This window comes from Methanobacterium sp. (assembly GCF_016217785.1).
GTDB lineage: Archaea > Methanobacteriota > Methanobacteria > Methanobacteriales > Methanobacteriaceae > Methanobacterium.
In genome coordinates this window covers 99,943-118,625 of sequence record NZ_JACRGA010000005.1, presented here as the reverse complement: position 1 = coordinate 118,625, position 18,683 = coordinate 99,943, and the positions used below count along the sequence as shown (strand labels likewise).

The following is an 18,683-nucleotide window of genomic DNA, read 5'->3' as shown; positions in this document are numbered from 1 at the left end:
TTATCCTCCTGAAGGGCTTCTCCCCATTATCATTAGATTATAAATTTTTTTGGATTGTCAAATTAATTTATTGAAATTATAAATGAATTTTTCTCCATTACAATATCTTTTCTGGAGATTTTAATGTAAATACTGTGATTTCCGGGTCGCAGTTGATCCTGAACCAGAATACATTGGTTCCCAGGCCCCGACTGGTGTACTGAACCATGTCCCCTACCATATATTTACCAGCCGGGTATTTCAGGAAATGAGGACCTCTGATGAATGTACCCAACCCTGGTATCAAAAATTGTCCCCCGTGTGAGTGACCAGATATCTGCAGGCTGAAACGTCCTGTGGTGGAGCTTATATCTGCAAAATCAGGTTCATGGGCCAGGAGTATGGCTGGGCCCTCTTCTGGGAGTTTTTCCATTACCAGATCCAGGCGGTGCTTTCCCAACATCACACTATCCACTCCGGCGATGTGCAGAGGGGCTTTATCATGATAAATAGTGTAAAAATCATTACTGACATCGATTATGTTACACCGATGCAATATTTCCCTTATTCTTTCAGCGCTTAGCCAGTGATCATGGTTACCTAAAACTGCAAATGATAACTCTTTAGGTTTTAACTTTTTTAATGAGTTTTCAAGGTCTTCCGCAACATCATCCAGGATGTAGGAAACAAAATCTCCAGTTATGGTCACAGAATCTGGTTTTTCTTTATTTGCCATTTTCACCACACCTTCAAGATGTTCTGGTGTGATCCACTGCCCCAGATGTATATCTGAGAGATTTAACAGGCGATAATTATGAAAAGCTGGATCAAGTCCTGGTATTATAACTTCAACGTATTCCAGCTGGAAGTCTTCATGGTTGAATTCAGGGTTTCCTATTTTATGACGCCAGCGAGTCATTCCCCTCTGCAGCTTCTGCCTATATTTCAGGGCATTGGGATCCTTTTCTTTCATAAATATAACCTTATTAATATGCTATTTCTCTTTTGAAGGACAGACGAATAGGGATGTTAAAAGTCTACTTCCAGGGATTATATACCTCTAGGGATTATATACCTCCAGGGATTATATTAATAAAAAGATTTTAGTAGTACTCCATTATAAAATTTGTTAAAATCCTTTAATGACGATTTATCAACTTTTTTAAGACATAATCATTCTAAAAAATAATAAAGGAAAGATAGATTTTTTAAGATAAATGATCTTTACATTACATATTCTCGATTTCATCTGCTACCCTCCAGTGTCCACCTTTCTTCTCTGCTCTTCTAATGAGCAATACTCCCAGTAAAGCTCCAACAATTCCACCTGCAGTGTCGGTAAACAAGTCATTCATAGTGTCATCATGAGCATCCTGGGTTGGTGAACCCTGCATTTGAGTGTTTCCAGTGATTTGACCTATTGGGCCCTGTGATAAATATTTATCATAGGTATATTCCCCCATTTCCAGTATTCCACCTAAACCTATGGTTACTATAACAATGAGAATTGCCATCTCTGCTAAGGAAGCTTTCAATCTACCATAGTAGTACATGGTGTAAACCAGCATCATGCCGATAAGTGCAATGTATAATGGTAGCATGAAGTGCATGAAATTATCATAGTGGGGCAGTTTAACATACAAACCCAGTGCATCGCCCCCTACCAGTTCAAACAATACCATGGCCAGGAGTAGGATCTCTATTTCAACAGGTAGGGCACGTATTCTGTTTCCAGTGAAAAATGAAGGGGTGTTGATTATTGCCAGCGCCACCAGTATCAGAATTCCAAAAATTCTCTCTGCACCATTGGCACCACCAAAAATGGTGATGTAAATACCAGCAACTAAAAGGAATATACGCATTATTCTCAGCAAATTTCTCTGCAAAGGACTTGTGTCTTCTGGATTTGGGTTTAAAAAGCTCATTTCTCAAATCTCCCATGTGTTAATATAAATAACTTAAATTTGAATTGAAATTTTTTAAGAATCTGAATTATACTTAGATTGTATGCTTTATTCTTAACTGAGATTTAATTGCCGTGTTAACTCTTTCTATTTTTTAGTTTTTTAGTATTTTAAATAATCTCGAACAATCGTGTGTAACAACCGGAACTTATCCATTCATAGGAATTCATTCCATTGAATATAGGTGTAATAGTTGTAATCTGATTGTTAAGACAATGTTTTAATAGTGATTATGATAAAAATCAATTTAAGATTATTATAATAAATTTAAAATGATACTGGGATTTGAATGAATAAATTTAGAACTAAAAAATTTTAGATAAATAGACTAATTAATTAGACTAATAAATCCAGTTAGACCATTAGTTAAAAATTACTATCAGGGCAGGTGTGTATGTGGAAAAGAAGGGTTTTGTAGGAAGGTTAAAAATATTATCCAAACCTACTGGTAAACCCCTGTGGAGCCAAGCTGTTAAATCTATAATTTTAATGATTTTAGCGGCATTAGTAGCCAAGTCTTTGGGTTTTGATGAGGGAATTAAAGCAGTCATGTTTATTACCCTGATAGCCACCATAATCATAGACTTGCCACTGCCCCTTCGTAAGATCATCCCCATGGCTTTCGTTGGCTTTATAATGACTTTTTTAGCTTTCATAAGTTCTTCTCTGGCTCTCTCGAGTTTGCCTGTCTTTTTATTTTTTACTGTTATCTGGGCTTTTTTAAGCCTTTCCATGTACATTTTCAGTGAAAGCGTTGGTCTTTTTGGTTTTATAATATTCTGTGGTTACTTCCTGTCAGTGGCTCTGGTTAACCGGGATGCTTCCACACTTGACTGGGGACTTTACATAATTTTAGCCTATCTGGTTGCATCTATCCTTTTCATACCTAAAATTTGGGGGCAAAAAAAGGATATTTTAAACATGATTGCTTCTTCTTTCGTCCCCGAAACCTCCCTCGAGCGTGTGTTATCCATTAGAGAGACATTATCCGGAATTCCTATTGAGGGAAGGGATTATGAACTTTTCAGAATTGGAAATTATCTCACCGGGTTTAGAGGTTACAGTAAACTGATGTTATCCCGTTTATCCGGTGAATCCCATGAATTATTCCACAGTTTCATGATTACTGCTGATAAAAGCAGTTTAGAGATTGCGAGGAACATTACCAATGTTCCACATCCCGTGGAGTTAGAATCCATAGATCAGGGGATTAAAAATATGGAAAAATCTTTTAATTCCAGAGATCCAAATACCAAAACCCTGATTGATGCATCCAAAAACATCCAAACTCTACTTCAAAGGGCCAATGATCTCCTGGTGGGGAAGTATCCTTCCACTGGAAAATTAAGGATATTATCACCCCGAAGCTCTCTTAAAGATGTTTTAGAAGCTAATTTTAATCTAAAGAACATGTACATACGTCATGCTCTGAGATTCTCCCTGGCCCTTACTCTTGGACTTCTGGTGGTGTATTTAACCCATGGACGTGACGCACTCTGGGTTACCATGGGTATTTTAATCATAATCAAACCGGATGTTACCAGCACCCTGAATAACATTATTTTAAGGGTTTCATTTAATGTTGTGGCTATAATCCTGGCTATAATTCTAGGATTCTTATTCCCTCATTATGCACTAGTCTGGTTAGGTTTCCTGATGCTTTTCTTATTCAGGGCATTTTATCCCAGTTACATGGGACTTTCAGTTATGTTCCTTTCCATTTTCGTGGTGTTGATATGGCCCACAGGACCAGTATGGGAAAATGCAATTGCCCGCATAATCGACATATCCATTGGTGCTATTATAGCATTCATCTGCGCTTACCTTATTCTGCCCAGCCGCATGACAGTAGATCTTCCTGGGCAGATCGCCAGAACCATCCATGCCAACCGAGAATATGCAAAAGCAGTTATTCCAGACGAAGAGATGGATTACGATCATGAAAATGCAGTCACCCATTTCAGGAAATACATGTTGGAGGAAAAAAACCTTGAATCCGCTATTAAAAAGGTTGATGATACCTTTAATAATGTTGGGGAGGATGTGTCATTGTATAAAGAACTCGGTGCAGCCAATCGAAAATTAGCAGCTGATATTTCTGCCCTGGCCACTCTAATTGAATCCGGTGCGAGTTTACCTGACATTTCCCGTTTTAAAGAACAGTTGATTGATGCTCTGAATGAACTGGCTCTTTCTGTGAATAAAAACGTGGTACTTCCCCGGGCGAACATCAATAAATTTTATAATGATTCTGATGTTGAATCAAACCTGGAAAGTTACCTGGATTGGATCACCAATGATGTTAAATTCATGCAGGAAGGAGTGGAACTGGGTCACCAAACCGGATCACTGGAAAGATATCGTGAAATGTCTTAAAATAGTGACATGACTATTAATATAGCTTAAAATATAGGAATAGCTTAAAATATGGGAATAAACCCTAGTAAAACTTAAAATAATGACTAATTTAATAATAACTTAAATAAAGACATTTGATGACTTCGTAGCAAAAAGACACAACTCCATTGGGCCCCAAGATATACATTTTACAGATATAATCTCGTATCTAAATTGAATAGTTGGATAAAATGAGATTTGTGAAATGATAATAGAAAAAAATATTTGATGGAACTAATCAAGTTAAATACATGGATACTAAGCTGCATCATAAGCTGGAACTGGTCATGGAGATAATTTTCCTGATCTTCATATTCCTGGACAGTTTTCTTCTTTTCACCAGTGTATTTCTACCCCTCAAACCCGGTACATACACCAACATCGCTTATTTTGATTTAATAACCAGCGCACTGCTTGTATTCGGATACTGGATCCAGCGCCGCAGAAATGAATCAAAAGCAGGATATTTCCAAAGAAACTGGAACGGTATTATAGCAGTTATACCATTCTATTTCATCGGAATTGTTATTCTGGGGTTGAGTGACGCTTCAATCATCCTGAAAATTTTAGCACTAATTAAAATAGTTACATTGATAATGGCTGCCGGTCAGGTGGGTAAAGCAGTAGATAGGTTTGTTTCAAAAAGCCGGCTGGTCTATGGATTTGCATTCTTTGTGGTTGTGCTTCTTGTTTGTTCAATAGGGTTCTTTTTACTTGAAAGTGGAGTTAACCCTGAAGTTACTACCTATGAGGACTCATTATGGTACGTTATTCAGACCATAACCACTGTTGGCTACGGAGATGTGGTTCCCATCACTCAGTGGGGACGTTTAATTGGAGTGATTGCCATGGTTAGTGCCATAGGTATTTCCAGCCTGTTAACTGCAGCCACCACTTCTTCTTTAATGGATAAACTACGTGATGACCGTGAAAAACTCGCCAAAACAAGTGTTAATTATGCAAAGAAACTTGATAAACGAGTGCAGGATTTAGAATCAAAGATGGCGAAAGAAGAGAATGTTAAGGGAATTGAAAATGATTTAAGTGAGATTAAATCTGAAATAAATGAAATTAAAGACTTGCTGAATAAAATTAACAAATAATAATTGAATAAAAATAAATAAATAAATAAATAAAGGAAATATTTTAAATATTTCCTAAACCTTTTTTAAATATTTCCTAAACCTTGTTTACTGATTCTGTTCTATGGTTTTTAGCTTTTTATAGTACGTTTATTCTAGTAGAGCAAATATACCATTTATTATCAGCCAGACACCAATTAAAACTCCCAGGTAAATTGGGTCAAAGGCGAATGTTCCCAGAATGATGTACAGTATACCCAGTATTATTCCCAGGATACCAGCCCATGTAGCGTTTTTAAATTCGTTACGGGATGCTAGGGATATTATTCCAGCTATTATCAGGAATATACCTGCCAGGTACAGTAAGAATCCTGCTAAGAATGCGAATAATGCCGGGCTGAAAATCAGACCGATTCCCACTATAAGAACGATTATACCCAGTATTACATTCATAATTCCCGCAGATTTACTGACCTCCATCTGAGATCCACCAACAATCAGAAGCCAGATAGCGATCATCAATACTACAAATCCAGTCAACACACTTGCAGCCACAAGGCCTGCTAGTGGGAACGCTAAAACTATCAAACCAAGAATTATTGCCAAAATACCTAATACGGCGTTTTTCATCAAACCCCTCCATTTATTTTTAGCTAAATCAATATTTAAGCAGGAATAATTTGTCCTTGAAAGTATAAAAATATTGTTATATAAAGTATAATACAGGACATTATCCAAAACAGAGCCTAAATCCCTAAAATTTCCATTTCCATGAAAAATCTCATGGGTTTTTAATAAAAATAAATATAAATTAATAATTGAGTTAAAAAAAAGAAATTTGGTTTTTTATTAATACAGTTTTCCATGCATTACTTTTTGGATGGTTCCACTTCTTCGGGGGTTTTGATGAAAATCTCCATTATTCCAGCTAATATTAAGAACGCTCCTATAATCACCGCCAGGAAAAATGGATTAGCCACATACACACCCAGTATAAAGTATAAAATACCGAATATTATTCCCATAATTCCTATTCCTCTTGCTTTGAGATCTTTTCCTGACACCAATGACATTAACCCAGTGATTATCAAGAAAATCCCTACAATATAAAGTCCTAAAAATGTTAAAAATTCGAATGCAGGCACATCTCCCAGGAATACTATTCCAAATAGAATTGCAATAATTCCCAGCAAGAGATCAGCTATTCCTGCTGCAAGATTCTTCTCCCAAATATGAAAACTTTGTACTAAAAACCAGATCCCTAAAAAGATTATTCCAAGACCCATTAAAACACTGAAAGTGAGTACGCTCACCAGTGGGAAAGCAATAACTACGAGACCCAGAATTATGGCTAAAATACCAATTAATGTGTTTTTTCCTTCATTCATTGTACAACCTCCCAAATATACTGTAAAATAATCCCCATTGCCTTAATTTTAAATATTCATCGAGGGAATGATTAATAATTACTATGTTTTGTTTAAGATTTAAAGTTTACATTAGTAAGAGCCCATTAACGAGGATTATATCTAATCTTACGAACTATTCTTAGGAAAAAAACTTATAATATTAGCTATAGAAGATAGAATTGTATGGGGCTTGTTTGGAACCTTTAGGAGGATGATTAGATATGGCTGCAGGCAAAAATGTTTTGTTAGGAATTTTAGCAATAATCTTAGGTTTAATAGTCATTGCGTTTCCATTGATAAGTGTTTTCACATTCAGTGTTCTGGCAGGAATGGGAGTGCTCATTTTGGGTATTTGGTTTCTGGTTCAGGCCTTTTCGGTCTGGGAAAGCAGTAAAGGAATTAGTATAGTCTACTTAATCCTGGGAATTATTGCTATCATAGCAGGAATAGGATTGGTAGGGAATATACTAGCATTGAGCTTCTTAACTAGCTTTATATTATATTTAGCAGGGTTTTTCCTGTTCATGTCCGGTGTAATTACACTGTTTGCTGGGGAAGGCGGATCTGCCAAGGGGGTAGGTGTTCTAGGAATTATAATAGGTATCATGTACTTAATTCTAGGATTTTATGCCTGGGATCCCTTCTATCTGGCACTGTTAATTGGTATCTGGCTAATAATCAGCGGAGTCTTTGAAATAATTAATCCTAGAAAAGAAGTTAGTACAGACCCTGTTGAATAAAAAAAACCGAAAACAAGCCCCCACAATTTAATTAACCCAAAATTAATCATTAAATTCAAAACAATTCTATGGAATATTATTCAAATACTTATTTACCCATATTATTTAGTGATCTTACCAATCAATCGGGTTTTTTCCCAACAATAAAATTAATGGAACTTCAAAACATATTAGAAAAATATTAATTATCTTAACTAATTGATATCCTAAACTTAGATATTACACTTTATAGAGATAGAGCTGAGGTTTACATGGGAATATACGCCTTGTCCTGGAAAAATTTACGCCGTAATCGGTTGCGAAATCTATCCACAGTTTTGAGAATTTCCCTGGGGGTTATAATACTACTTATCCTTGTAAGTTCAGGTTTAGGGATAAGTAGCTTCATTGAAAAGTCTGGAACATCAAATGGGAATATACTGGCTGGGCAAAAATCAAATCAAACATCTGGCACCGACAATCAGACAAACATAGTATCATCAGCAGTTAATTATTTAAATTCATTTTTAGGAAGTACTTTCACTGAAAACCAGCTTATAAATCGCCTGGAATCTTTTTTAGTTAATGTTGTTTACATTTTAGATGGAATAGCCAGTATTGCCCTTTTAATTGGTGTTCTGGGAATTATGAATACCATGGGATTCAACCTCTCCGAACGAAAACGAGAAATAGGCCTCCTTAAGTGCATGGGATTTACTAAAAGACAAATTCTTATTAGTTGCACTCTTGAAGCGGGTTTACTTGGCCTCATTGGATCGATTATAGGAGTCATCATTGGAACTTTAGGTATCTGGATAATATCTACCTTTTTCCAGCCAGGTTTGTTTACAATACTACTCCCCTTCTGGTTATTTATAGGAACCATTACCGTGACTACCATGCTCAGCCTTGTTCTCGGCCTGTATCCTGCCTGGTTCACATCACAAATCAATGTAGAGGAGGCTCTTCTCTGTGAATACTGAAGATATTTTAACATTTAAAGATGTTAGTAAGGTTTACAAGAAGGGAGGGGTAGAACGAGTAGCCCTTAATAATTTATCATTTTCCCTTACCTCCCAAACCCATACCCTAATAAAAGGTCCTTCAGGAGCTGGGAAGACATCTCTAATATACCTTGCAGGTCTTATCAAAAAACCCAGTGCTGGAGAGATCCTTGTTAACGGAATTTCAACCCAAAATTTGAACGAAGAAGAATGTTCAAACCTGATTAAAAATGAAATTGGCTTTATTTTTCGTCGTTCAAATCTGCTACCCTATCTTTCTATTCTTGAAAATGTGATGCTTCCCATGATATCAGCGGATGAAGAGAAAGCTAAAAGATTGTTGGAAAAAGTAGAACTGGATGATTGGAACCGATTCCCCCATGAGTTATCCATTGAAGCAGAACAAAGAGTTGCTCTGGCCCGTTCACTTGTTAATGATCCGACACTTCTACTTGCCGATGAACCAACTGGAGAACTTGATGAAGATGAAACAGAGAATTTTATAGGACTATTTGATAAAATGGATGACCTTACCATCCTTATGACCAGTGATCAGAATTCACTTAACCAATTCTTTCAAGACTATGAACTTGAATACGGAGTACTCAAACTTTAACAATCCCATTAATCCATCCCATGATAAAAATCAAAACATCACATGCACACTTGGCTTGAGGGATCATGAATTAGAAAAATAAATTCCCCCAATTTCCAGACAGAATCAATTGATAATTCAGTAAAGTTTAACCACAAGCACTGTTTTACTAGAGCGAGCCAGATTAATATACAACGTAATATGAAAAGAGGAGTGATATGTTTTGTAAGATATGCACCAAAGTCCCAGTAAGAGCATTGGACCGAGTAAATTTACTGATTCATAGAATTGAAGGTACCAAATAAGGAACTATATTAAAGAAATATTATAATTAAGGAATACTAAAATAAGGAATACTAAAATAAGGAAATAATTAATAAATTAAATAAAAAAATTAAAGATACAATTATTTTTATTGTCTTATTCATACACAACTGCAGTTCCTGTAGCTGTAACTATAATTGCACTTCCCTTTAATCCTCCAATAGAATTGTAATCAACCAAAACTTCAATCACAGTATTGGCACCCCTTTCATTAGCATCATTCAGCATTCTGAGTATAGCTGCCTCCCTAGCCTCATCCAAATTCATATCATCTAACTGGGTTTTTTTAGACAACTTGGAAATACCTTCTGAGTTTTCCTTTACCATTGCCTCTCCAGTTACAATACCAATGTGTTTGGTAATCTTACCCCCCTCCATGTGAGGTATAGACACAATAGGAACATCCAGATCATCCATAAAGCTCAAATATGGAGTTTTTAATGAATCATCTGTGTCTTCAAGGTTTTCACCATTCGTTTCACCTTCAGAAGGTTTTCTGCGGACCTTATTCATAGCCTTAGATAGTAAATTCCCCAGATATCCTAGGGCATAAGTTAAAACTCCTAAAAATACAACGAAAAGTATATAATTAATGAGTATGGGGAATGCTGCCTGTATCATCAGCGCCAAGCCCCCTAACGTGAAAAAATTGAGCACGATTGGGTCTTGAGGGAAAATCCATGCATAAGCATTTATTATTACAAATATTAAAAGTGCGCTGATTGCTCCTGTGCTTTTACCGTACATACGTCGGGCTATGTATGTTTCCACAAAACCAGCTATGAGTGGAGATACAATGAACATAATGTTAAACCCAAAAATGACCAGATCCCACATTACACACATTACCGCTGACAAAAAGCCAGTGCCGGTTCCTATAAGTATGGCAGCAAATGCCCATCGTTTTTCTTTTAAAAAATTCACAACCGATGTTAACAATCCTATCCCTTCCTAATTAACAGCTAAAGACCTAATGGATGTGAAATATGAATATACTTTTTACTTCATAGATAGGAAATTTTATTCCTCGTAGGAAACCGCAGTTCCAAAAACAGTGACCATAATGGTATTCCCCATGGTCCCACCAAGGTTGTGATAGGCCAGACGTGTGCCAATAACCGCATTAGCCCCTTTATCTGCAGCTTTTTCTTTCATACTTTCTAAAGCAACTTCTCTGGCTTTTTTCAGTTCTTCTTCGTAGGCAGATGTTCTGCCCCCCACCACGTCCCTCACACCTGAAAACATGTCTTTGTAAACATTTGCCCCTAAAAGGGACTCACCATTGACTAAACCATAATATTCATTGATTTTTTTCCCCTCTATGGTTGGAGTGGTTAAAACGAGCATGGTAGACCTCCTTACTAAAGTTTATATTTTCTTTTATGGTACTATCTTTTTATAGTAATTATATTTCCATTATAGTATTTGAGTTAAGTTATAATTTGGTAAGTTAAGTTATAAACTGGTAGTTTTAGTTCCCCTAACCCGATCTGTACCATTAAATTTATTATAATCAAAGGACAAAAGTTAATACTGAAACGTATTTCTTCCCATTAGAAATTAAAAACTGCAATTAGTTTGTTTAATTCAAATAATTATGTTAAAATAAGGTTTAGATAATTGCAAGGAAACATCAATGAGGTTTTTTAAATGAAAAACACGATAGTTGGAATTATTGCAATAATAGTGGCAGTTGTAATGATAACTGCACCAGTAGTGGGGCTTGCCACTCTTGGCCTCATATCTGGACTTTTAATACTGGGAATGGGTATTTGGTTAACCCTTTTAGGGTTTGGTGAAAGAACATCCAATGATTTATGGTTATTCCCCTTCCTGGTGGGGATAGTGGGAATAGTTATGGGTGTAACCTTCCTGTTCAACACCTCCTGGATAATAAGCCTCGGTCTCTGGGCATATATAATTACAGGGATCCTGTTACTTATTACCGGAATCATTGCCCTACTTGTTGGTGAAAGGAAAACTTACAAAGTGTATGCGGGAATATTCGGACTATTATTCGGATTCCTCTTCCTTATTGTAGGTTTCTACAACGTGAACCCTGATATTTTAGGAGTCTTAACCGGAGTTGGACTCTTAATATATGGAATATTGAATATTAGGGAATAATATTAGGGAATAAATCCTACAAATCTACAAAATTACAAGAATACTCTGAATAGGATTGTCAGTGTAAAAAAGAATCGGAATTTATAAGAATCCGTTATTTATGAATCGGTTATTTATAATATTTCATACCCGAACTTCTGCAATAGACAGTTTTTCGGACCTGAAATATTAGTTAAACCCATTATTTATTTTTTTTAAAAAAATTATTTTAAAAATCCGTCTAAAATCCTAGCTGGCCCCTTAACATGAAAAACAACCAGACTATTATGAATAATCCGAATAAAATGTAAAGCAGTCTCTTGCTTTTTTGGACTTTCTTCTGGTTGGCCAGGGCTATCTGCTCACAGTTGGGTGAGCAAAACCTTTCATTCAAGGGCATGGGGGTCCCGCAAACAGGACAGTGTTTGTGTTGTTCAATCATAAATATTACCTCTTTAGAATTTTTTAAAATATTTTTTTAGCTTTTAATTTTTTTTAGAATAGGTTTATTCCATTTATTACCTGTTCAGGATAGATTTATTCAATATTAGGTTTAATTAAAGTACCCATATTATTGTTCAAAGCTTTTTTTAGGTTTTCAGCATTTTCTCCATTGAAAATGACAGTTTTTATCCTGGAACGAGCTATGATCTGTATGGCGGTTTTATCCAGGAATTCATAGGTACCCGCTTTCATCTCCTTATCAGCCAGCATCCCCATCATCTCCTTTGGAGTGATCTCCGGAAACATTTTTGCATCAGGGTACTTGTTGGGATCTTTATCATACAAACCATCAACAGAAGTGGCGTTTAAGAGTAAATCTGCTCCAACAAACTCTGCAAGGATACTGCCCACTGCATCAGTGCTGTGTGCGGGTTCCGTGCCTCCCATTACCACGATCTTACCCGTGGTGGAAAATTCAAGTGCCTCAGCAAAGTTGTGAGGGACCCGTGGATAAGCATCATTACCCAGGGCAGTTATAAGTAGTCGTGCGTTGAGTCGAGTGACTTCAATTCCAATATCATCACAGAGGGCTTCCGATGCCCCCAGATCTCTGGCTATTCCAATGTAGTCCCTGGCGGTTTTACCACCACCTACCACCACCATGATCTGGTGTTCGGCTGCCATACTCTTCAATACTTTTGCATAATCCTGAAATTTTTTATAATCGTGGTCCCTGATTATTATGGATCCACCTACTGTGATCACTACGCGCATCTCATCACCAAAGATAATGTAAGTTTACATATAATATAAAGTTTAGATAGAATATCTAATTAGTATAAATTCTAATATTTTACAAGAAGATTATAGTAGGAAAATTTGTAGAATGAAATAACAGTAATTATTAGTATGGTAACCAGATAATAATCTTCTGGAGAATCCATAAAATAAACGTACTTATTATAATTTTTATCAGTTTAGGAGCGATATTAAATGTCAGAACCATCATCAACCGAACTTTATGAGGTTAAGCGCACCCTGAAGGAACTCTCTGATAAAAAAGGGAGAGGTACCGAGTTGGTGTCTGTTTATATACCTCCAAATAAGCAGATCAGCGATGTGGTAAAGCACATGCGAGAAGAACTAAGTCAAAGTGCTAATATCAAGAGTAAACAGACTAAAAAGAATGTTCAATCGGCCATTGAAGTAATAATGCAACGTATGCGGCTTTTCCCAAAACCGCCTGCGAGGGGCCTGGTGCTCTTTGTGGGTATGATACCCAAAGGTGGTCCTGGAACGGAAAAGATGGAAACCTATGTTTTCGAACCCCCAGAGCCTGTTCAGACATATACTTATCATTGTGACTCCCAGTTCTTCCTGGAACCACTGCAGGAAATCCTGGAAGATAAGGAAATCTATGGATTGGCAGTTATTGACCGAAAGGAAGCCACAATAGCTATAATGAAGGGTAAAAGAATAGACATAGTCAAAAACCTCACCAGTGGTGTTCCTGGAAAACACAAGGCCGGTGGACAGTCCCAGAGACGTTTCGATCGATTGATTGAACTGGCAGCCCATGAATTCCTTAAACGAATTGGGGAACATATGAACGATGCATTTTTAGACCTTGAAGGCCTCAAAGGAGTCATTATTGGAGGCCCAGGGCATACTAAAGAGGATTTTGTCAACGGCGATTATTTGCACCATGAAATCAAACAAAAAATCATCACCACTGTGGACACTTCATACACTGGAGAATTTGGTATCAGAGAAGTTATAGATAAATCCATGGATGTCCTCACTGAAATAGACATCATGCGTGAGAAGAAACTGGTTCAACGTTTCCTGACGGAACTGGTGGATGAAAATGGTCTGGCATCCTATGGTGAAGCAGAAGTAAGGCAAAACCTGATTAACGGTGCAGTGGAAGTTTTATTACTCTCAGAGGACATTAAATCCAAAAGATACACCTACCAGTGCCCTTCCTGCGGAAACCAGGAAGAAAAAACCGTTAAAAATGAGGGTGAAGTTAAAGAAAAGGCCTGTGCAAAATGTGGTGAAACAATGAAAGTCTCTTCTTCCGAGGATGTTGTTAGTGACTTTGTTGCCCTGGCTGAAGAAGTTGGTTCAGAAGTTGAGATTATATCCACTGAAACCGAGGAAGGAATGCAGCTACTCCGTGCATTCGGAGGTATTGGAGCTATATTAAGATACAGAGTATAAATGCTTAAATAGCCGTTATTTACTGCGTTATACTCCTCTTTTTTTTAAAAAAATATTTTTAAAAAGAAATAAAAAGAAATTCAAAATAACTGGTTTATATCAACAACAAAACTGTATAAATGGGTTTTGTATAAATGGGCTTTTATTATTAAATAAATTATCGAAATAAAAAAAAATATCTGAGATAATCAGGTTATCCCAGTCTACTTACACGTATAAGCGATTCTACAGGGACTTTCTCCAATTCTATAAGACCTTTCTTGTCGATTAAGACCACTGCTGCCAGTGGGTCTGCTCCCAGGCTTCGGAAGACTTTTATTGCTTCGGCAACGGTTCCCCCACTGGTTATGACATCATCCACTATTATCACTCTTTTTCCTTCGACAGACGCGAAATTACTGCTCACTGCTCCCCGAGCATCCTCTTCCTTGCGATGTTTAATGGGATGGAATACAGCCATATCTGCATCTAAAAACTCGGCCATCATGGTGGCGAATGGTATTCCACTTACTGTAATTCCCACCACTACCTCCACATCACCATGCTGTTGTGCCATATCCGCCATGGCTGCAGAAACATAGGACATTCTCCTCGAACTACCACCCAGACTCTTCCAATTAATGGCAAAATCAACTGGTGCTTTTTCCTGAGCTTTTTCTTTAGTTTTATCAGTTCCCTGGAGTACCAGCCACCGAGCAGTGTCTTTTGAGACATTGAGTTCGTCAGCTATCTCCCCAGTGGTAAAACCTCTGCTTCTAAGTTCATGAGCTTTTTCAATGAGTTTTTGGTTCATTATACCCCTCCTGAATTGTCCAGTGTAGTCTGCTACAAATTTTATGCTTCATGCCAATTAAAATCTATCACAATGTAACATGAATCTTACAATCAATGGAATTAATCAAATCAAATGGGATTATCAAATACCTAATGAAATGATGAATAACCTGGATTAATCAATATCAATCTTAACTGGAATTTTCTCTTTGGCTGATTTCATTGCCGCTAAGACAGTTTTAAGGGCGTGTATTCCATCTTCCCCGGTTATTTTTGGCTTTTCATCAAGCATGATTGCATTTAAGAATGATTCCAGCTCTACCATAAGGGGTTCATGGTGTGGTACCCGGACATTCCTGGCGTTTTTACCAAAAATCTCCACAGTCTGGTCGATATAATCCAGGGAGATTATACCATCAGTACCAGTAACTTCCAGCTGCCGTTTTTTATATGGTGTGAGCCAGTTAACCTCCAACATACCGATGGCATTGTTATAAAATTCCATCATGATCTCGGCATGGTCCTCATATTCACATTTTTCCAGTCTACTACCCACATGGGCGTATACCTTGGAAACAGGGCTGTCCAAAAGATAAGCCATAACATCCACCTCATGGATAGCCAGATCTATAGTCACACCCACATCCTTTATTCGTGGAGGGAAAGGCCCAACACGCTTGGCGGAAACAGAGACAACTTCACCAATCAACTTTTCTCTTAAAAGCTTTTTAGCTTCTAGAACTGCTGGGTTGAATCGTTCCACGTGGCCAGTGGCCAGTTTCACTCCCTGTTTTCTGGCGGCTTTGACCATGTCCTTGGCTTCCTTCAGGGTGAAGGCAATGGGTTTTTCCACCAGAACGTGTTTTCCCTGTTCAATGGCACTCATCACTACCTCGTAATGGTAGGTAGTGGGAACACAAACACTTACTGCATCTATTTCAGGCATTTTAAGCACATTATCGTAATCAACAAATCCTACGGTGTTGTATTTCTTGGAAACTTCTGCCAGGGTGCCTTTCATGAGATCAGAGACAGCCAGGAGGTTGGCGTTTTTCAGTCGGGTGTATACCCTTACGTGGTTGTGGCCCATGGCCCCTACACCAACAACTCCCACATTTAACTTTTTCACTAGCAATCCTCCCCCATGCGTCTGGCAATTTCAAGACCGATATCTTCAGCCTGGTTTATTGGGCCTCTCATACTATGTTTAGAGATGAGTTCGCCCTCTTTGGTAAGTAAAATAGTTTGAAGTTCCAGTTCATCTCCCTGTGCCCGTGCACAAACTCCAAGAGGCCACTGACAACCCACACCGAGTACTTCTAAAACTTTCTTTTCAGCCATGATTTCTTGATAAGAATCTTTGTGATTTAAAGCTTTTAAAATGTCTTTTTTACTACTATCATTCCTGGCAACAACTGCCAGTGCCCCCTGGCCTGCTGCGGGAGTTATGTAATCTAATGGAAATCTTTGCTGGATGTGTTCAGAGAGCCCTAATCTTCTAAGACCTGCCTCAGCCATTAAAGTGGCCTGATATTCTCCACTGGTGATTTTTTTTATCCGGGTGTCAATGTTACCCCTGATGGGCTGTATATCCACATTTTTTTGATGATACCTGCAGAATGCCTCTCTTCTAAGGCTGCTGGTCCCTAATGTTGCCCCTTCAGGGAGTTCATCCCATTTATAGGGTGATACCAGTACATCGTGAGGTGATTCCCGTGGTGGGACTGCTACAATTTCCAGTTCATCATTTAATTCACTGGGAAGGTCCTTTAAACTGTGCACTGCAAAATCAACCTCTTCTTCCAAGACTGCTCTGTCAAGTTCCTTGGTGAATATTCCCTTCACATCCATATTATAAAGTTGAGAGTCTTTTATTTTATCCCCTGTGGTTTTTATTACGGTTATGTTTGTTTCCTCATCTGTTATTTTTGATAAAGAGGTGATTATATTTTTGGTTTGAACCATGGCCAGACTGCTTCCTCTTGTACCTACCTGCAATGCATCATCTCCGAGTGTGGCGAATTACTGAATTTAAGTCATAAAAGTTTGTCATTTAAAAGCTGCTGCCTAAGATAGCAGACTTGTATAAGAATCCTTAGTTGATTGATTTCCTATGATCTTTAATAAATGTTGTCATGAGAAAAATTAACCACCTATTCTGTTTATCATGGAACGATTTAAAGTTATCTTCTCTGGTGTTATCTTCTGCTTAATTCTGAAAAATTGGAACGATATATTAGCAATATATTTTTTGCACCGGCCTTTTCTGCCTCGTTAAGTGCCAGTTCTATGTTATTATGATAATTATAGTTTTTTCCCATCCTTTCCCTTACACTGCAACCCAGATCTCCGGTTAATATCAGGAAGATATCATCATTCAGGTCAGCTAAAAAGTTTGAAAGAGATTTTTCATCAATCTCCTCACAGGTTACACCGTAACTTCCCCCCAGTATCAGTGCTGGTTTTTCATAACCTTTTATCATGTTAACTGCTTTTTTTACTGCCGTAACGTTTATTCCAGGATTGATCTCCTGAATAATCATTATTTTGCCTCTTTTACTGAGGGATGTTCTCCCAGGCAGTCCACTGAAGTTTTCCAGACCTTTAATCACAGATTTGGGGGGAGTTCCCATGGATAAAGATGCAGTTATTGCTGAAAGTGTGTTTTCAATGTGGTGTTGGGCAGGGGCAAATGTGGAAACTTCAAAGGAGGTGTTTATTGACTTCCCATCTATGGTTACAAGATCGGTTACTTCCACCTGGAATACTGTCTTATGGAGCCCATAATTAATATTGTGCACTTTAACATTTACATTATCATTTTTTTCCCCACCCATGGAGAATGTATTCGTTTTCTGGTTTACTGGAGCGTGATGGGAATAAATTTCCTGGTAAGAATTATTATCACAGACTACTAGTTTGCTTTCAAACATCTGTAGCTTGGCTTTACTGGCACTGCTACTTCCCTTGGCTATGGTATAATCCTCAGCAATATTGGTGATAACTCCTACATCTGCTAGTCCTGTTCCTCCCAGGGAACTTTCAAATATGCAGATATCTACTCTGGGGATTTTATTACAAAAGTTATCCTTATCGAATTTTTTATCTTTATAAAATTCCTGTGCAAGTTTCCAGGCGGTTATGATACTGGCCGGAGTTATGCTAATGTCTTTCTGGAGAGTGATTTGGCATCCTACACCAGCAACTTCAACACCAAGACTACTTAATATCAGCGGGTTTTTATCACGGTATATCTCCTTGAGCATGGCTGCTGTGCTGGTTTTACCCTTCACCCCGGTGATTTCAATTACCGGCACTGTTATCAGGTCTTTCAAGAGAAATCCCACTGCCTGGTGGTGGGTCATGTGGGGAGGATGGGGCAGATTACAGTGCACCGGAGCTACAACCAGTAATTCGGAGTTATTATCTCTCGAGGTATCATCTCCGGAGATATCATCGCCATAGGAAAGATTTTCATTGAAATAACTTTCATAGAATGATTCATCAACCATTTCTATTCCCTGGACTTCCAGTGCGGATTTATCTTCTTCGGAGAGGGTGTGGTAGATGTCCCATGCAAAAACCTTACAGTCCTGTTTTTTAGAAAATTCAGAGGCCAGTATGGTTCCACCATGGGTCAGGTCTACTATGAGAATTTTCATT

The 18,683-nt window shown here is 37.7% G+C and carries 19 protein-coding genes; 7 read left to right on the top strand and 12 right to left on the bottom strand.

Features of this window, described 5'->3' with window-relative positions; all coding sequences use genetic code 11:
• Nucleotides 1-97: 97 nt before the first annotated feature.
• Both HY987_RS01980 and HY987_RS01975 read right to left on the bottom strand, forming a co-directional pair.
• Nucleotides 98-952 (bottom strand): metallophosphoesterase, encoded by an 855-nt coding sequence (locus HY987_RS01980; protein WP_292755073.1) that lies wholly within the window; start codon nucleotides 950-952, stop codon nucleotides 98-100.
• Nucleotides 953-1,208: 256 nt separating this feature from the next.
• Nucleotides 1,209-1,904: a hypothetical protein gene (locus HY987_RS01975; RefSeq protein ID WP_292755070.1), complete on the bottom strand. Its 696-nt coding sequence runs from the start codon at nucleotides 1,902-1,904 to the stop codon at nucleotides 1,209-1,211.
• A gap of 435 nt (nucleotides 1,905-2,339) precedes the next feature.
• On the opposite strand from HY987_RS01975, the gene HY987_RS01970 reads away from it, so the two are divergent.
• Together HY987_RS01970 and HY987_RS01965 are read left to right on the top strand one after the other, a co-directional pair.
• Nucleotides 2,340-4,319, top strand: a complete 1,980-nt coding sequence (locus HY987_RS01970) for an FUSC family protein (RefSeq protein ID WP_292755067.1) — start codon at nucleotides 2,340-2,342, stop codon at nucleotides 4,317-4,319.
• Nucleotides 4,320-4,591: 272 nt separating this feature from the next.
• Nucleotides 4,592-5,443 (top strand): ion channel, encoded by an 852-nt coding sequence (locus HY987_RS01965; RefSeq protein WP_292755064.1) that lies wholly within the window; start codon nucleotides 4,592-4,594, stop codon nucleotides 5,441-5,443.
• A 129-nt stretch (nucleotides 5,444-5,572) separates the two neighbouring features.
• Here HY987_RS01965 and HY987_RS01960 read toward each other — a convergent pair whose 3' ends face one another.
• Together HY987_RS01960 and HY987_RS01955 are read right to left on the bottom strand one after the other, a co-directional pair.
• Nucleotides 5,573-6,052, bottom strand: coding sequence for a DUF308 domain-containing protein (locus HY987_RS01960; RefSeq protein WP_292755061.1), 480 nt, complete (start codon nucleotides 6,050-6,052; stop codon nucleotides 5,573-5,575).
• Nucleotides 6,053-6,291: 239 nt separating this feature from the next.
• The gene (locus HY987_RS01955; RefSeq protein ID WP_292755058.1) at nucleotides 6,292-6,810 is read right to left on the bottom strand and encodes a DUF308 domain-containing protein; all 519 of its coding nucleotides are present in this window, start codon (nucleotides 6,808-6,810) and stop codon (nucleotides 6,292-6,294) included.
• Nucleotides 6,811-7,052: 242 nt separating this feature from the next.
• Here HY987_RS01955 and HY987_RS01950 point away from each other — a divergent pair, with 242 nt between their 5' ends.
• The 3 genes from HY987_RS01950 to HY987_RS01940 all read left to right on the top strand — a co-directional run bounded on the left by HY987_RS01950 (nucleotide 7,053) and on the right by HY987_RS01940 (nucleotide 9,170).
• On the top strand, nucleotides 7,053-7,571 hold the full coding sequence (locus HY987_RS01950; RefSeq protein WP_292755055.1) for a DUF308 domain-containing protein: 519 nt from the start codon (nucleotides 7,053-7,055) through the stop codon (nucleotides 7,569-7,571).
• A 251-nt stretch (nucleotides 7,572-7,822) separates the two neighbouring features.
• The gene (locus HY987_RS01945; protein WP_292755051.1) at nucleotides 7,823-8,533 is read left to right on the top strand and encodes an ABC transporter permease; all 711 of its coding nucleotides are present in this window, start codon (nucleotides 7,823-7,825) and stop codon (nucleotides 8,531-8,533) included.
• On the top strand, nucleotides 8,523-9,170 hold the full coding sequence (locus HY987_RS01940; RefSeq protein ID WP_292755048.1) for an ATP-binding cassette domain-containing protein: 648 nt from the start codon (nucleotides 8,523-8,525) through the stop codon (nucleotides 9,168-9,170). The genes HY987_RS01945 and HY987_RS01940 overlap by 11 nt, the downstream gene beginning before the upstream one ends.
• A gap of 399 nt (nucleotides 9,171-9,569) precedes the next feature.
• On the opposite strand, the gene HY987_RS01935 is transcribed toward HY987_RS01940, so the two are convergent.
• Entirely contained in the window at nucleotides 9,570-10,412 is an 843-nt protein-coding gene (locus tag HY987_RS01935) for a heavy metal-binding domain-containing protein (protein WP_292755045.1), read from the bottom strand.
• A gap of 81 nt (nucleotides 10,413-10,493) precedes the next feature.
• A complete protein-coding gene (locus HY987_RS01930; protein ID WP_292755042.1) occupies nucleotides 10,494-10,820 on the bottom strand; it encodes a YbjQ family protein in 327 nt (108 codons plus the stop codon).
• 303 nt (nucleotides 10,821-11,123) lie between these two features.
• Between HY987_RS01930 and HY987_RS01925 the strand changes: the two genes are divergently transcribed.
• Nucleotides 11,124-11,600: a DUF308 domain-containing protein gene (locus tag HY987_RS01925; RefSeq protein WP_292755040.1), complete on the top strand. Its 477-nt coding sequence runs from the start codon at nucleotides 11,124-11,126 to the stop codon at nucleotides 11,598-11,600.
• A 220-nt stretch (nucleotides 11,601-11,820) separates the two neighbouring features.
• On the opposite strand, the gene HY987_RS01920 is transcribed toward HY987_RS01925, so the two are convergent.
• Both HY987_RS01920 and pyrH read right to left on the bottom strand, forming a co-directional pair.
• Entirely contained in the window at nucleotides 11,821-12,021 is a 201-nt protein-coding gene (locus HY987_RS01920; protein WP_292755037.1) for a DUF2116 family Zn-ribbon domain-containing protein, read from the bottom strand.
• Between the two features lie 95 nt (nucleotides 12,022-12,116).
• Nucleotides 12,117-12,797: a UMP kinase gene (pyrH, locus tag HY987_RS01915; protein ID WP_292755034.1), complete on the bottom strand. Its 681-nt coding sequence runs from the start codon at nucleotides 12,795-12,797 to the stop codon at nucleotides 12,117-12,119.
• 219 nt (nucleotides 12,798-13,016) lie between these two features.
• On the opposite strand from pyrH, the gene prf1 reads away from it, so the two are divergent.
• Nucleotides 13,017-14,246 (top strand): peptide chain release factor aRF-1, encoded by a 1,230-nt coding sequence (gene prf1 / locus HY987_RS01910; RefSeq protein ID WP_292755031.1) that lies wholly within the window; start codon nucleotides 13,017-13,019, stop codon nucleotides 14,244-14,246.
• A gap of 193 nt (nucleotides 14,247-14,439) precedes the next feature.
• Here the strand turns inward: prf1 and HY987_RS01905 are convergent, their stop codons facing one another.
• The 4 genes from HY987_RS01905 to cfbE all read right to left on the bottom strand — a co-directional run bounded on the left by HY987_RS01905 (nucleotide 14,440) and on the right by cfbE (nucleotide 18,682).
• The gene (locus tag HY987_RS01905; RefSeq protein ID WP_292755028.1) at nucleotides 14,440-15,039 is read right to left on the bottom strand and encodes an orotate phosphoribosyltransferase-like protein; all 600 of its coding nucleotides are present in this window, start codon (nucleotides 15,037-15,039) and stop codon (nucleotides 14,440-14,442) included.
• A gap of 156 nt (nucleotides 15,040-15,195) precedes the next feature.
• The gene (locus tag HY987_RS01900; RefSeq protein ID WP_292755025.1) at nucleotides 15,196-16,149 is read right to left on the bottom strand and encodes a Gfo/Idh/MocA family oxidoreductase; all 954 of its coding nucleotides are present in this window, start codon (nucleotides 16,147-16,149) and stop codon (nucleotides 15,196-15,198) included.
• A complete protein-coding gene (gene hemC, locus HY987_RS01895; RefSeq protein ID WP_292755022.1) occupies nucleotides 16,149-17,018 on the bottom strand; it encodes a hydroxymethylbilane synthase in 870 nt (289 codons plus the stop codon). Before hemC ends, HY987_RS01900 begins: the two co-directional genes overlap by 1 nt.
• Before the next feature lie 200 nt (nucleotides 17,019-17,218).
• Entirely contained in the window at nucleotides 17,219-18,682 is a 1,464-nt protein-coding gene (cfbE, locus tag HY987_RS01890) for a coenzyme F430 synthase (RefSeq protein WP_292755019.1), read from the bottom strand.
• Nucleotide 18,683: the final 1 nt, after the last annotated feature.

Coding starts and splice junctions, on each gene's coding strand:
- HY987_RS01955 (WP_292755058.1), bottom strand. CDS start 6,810: ATGAATGAAGGAAAAAACACATTAATTGGTATTTTAGCCATAATTCTG.
- HY987_RS01930 (WP_292755042.1), bottom strand. CDS start 10,820: ATGCTCGTTTTAACCACTCCAACCATAGAGGGGAAAAAAATCAATGAA.
- HY987_RS01920 (WP_292755037.1), bottom strand. CDS start 12,021: ATGATTGAACAACACAAACACTGTCCTGTTTGCGGGACCCCCATGCCC.
- cfbE (WP_292755019.1), bottom strand. CDS start 18,682: ATGAAAATTCTCATAGTAGACCTGACCCATGGTGGAACCATACTGGCC.
- prf1 (WP_292755031.1), top strand. CDS start 13,017: ATGTCAGAACCATCATCAACCGAACTTTATGAGGTTAAGCGCACCCTG.
- HY987_RS01980 (WP_292755073.1), bottom strand. CDS start 952: ATGAAAGAAAAGGATCCCAATGCCCTGAAATATAGGCAGAAGCTGCAG.
- HY987_RS01945 (WP_292755051.1), top strand. CDS start 7,823: ATGGGAATATACGCCTTGTCCTGGAAAAATTTACGCCGTAATCGGTTG.
- HY987_RS01975 (WP_292755070.1), bottom strand. CDS start 1,904: ATGAGCTTTTTAAACCCAAATCCAGAAGACACAAGTCCTTTGCAGAGA.
- HY987_RS01960 (WP_292755061.1), bottom strand. CDS start 6,052: ATGAAAAACGCCGTATTAGGTATTTTGGCAATAATTCTTGGTTTGATA.
- pyrH (WP_292755034.1), bottom strand. CDS start 12,797: ATGCGCGTAGTGATCACAGTAGGTGGATCCATAATAATCAGGGACCAC.
- HY987_RS01925 (WP_292755040.1), top strand. CDS start 11,124: ATGAAAAACACGATAGTTGGAATTATTGCAATAATAGTGGCAGTTGTA.
- HY987_RS01965 (WP_292755064.1), top strand. CDS start 4,592: ATGGATACTAAGCTGCATCATAAGCTGGAACTGGTCATGGAGATAATT.
- HY987_RS01950 (WP_292755055.1), top strand. CDS start 7,053: ATGGCTGCAGGCAAAAATGTTTTGTTAGGAATTTTAGCAATAATCTTA.
- HY987_RS01905 (WP_292755028.1), bottom strand. CDS start 15,039: ATGAACCAAAAACTCATTGAAAAAGCTCATGAACTTAGAAGCAGAGGT.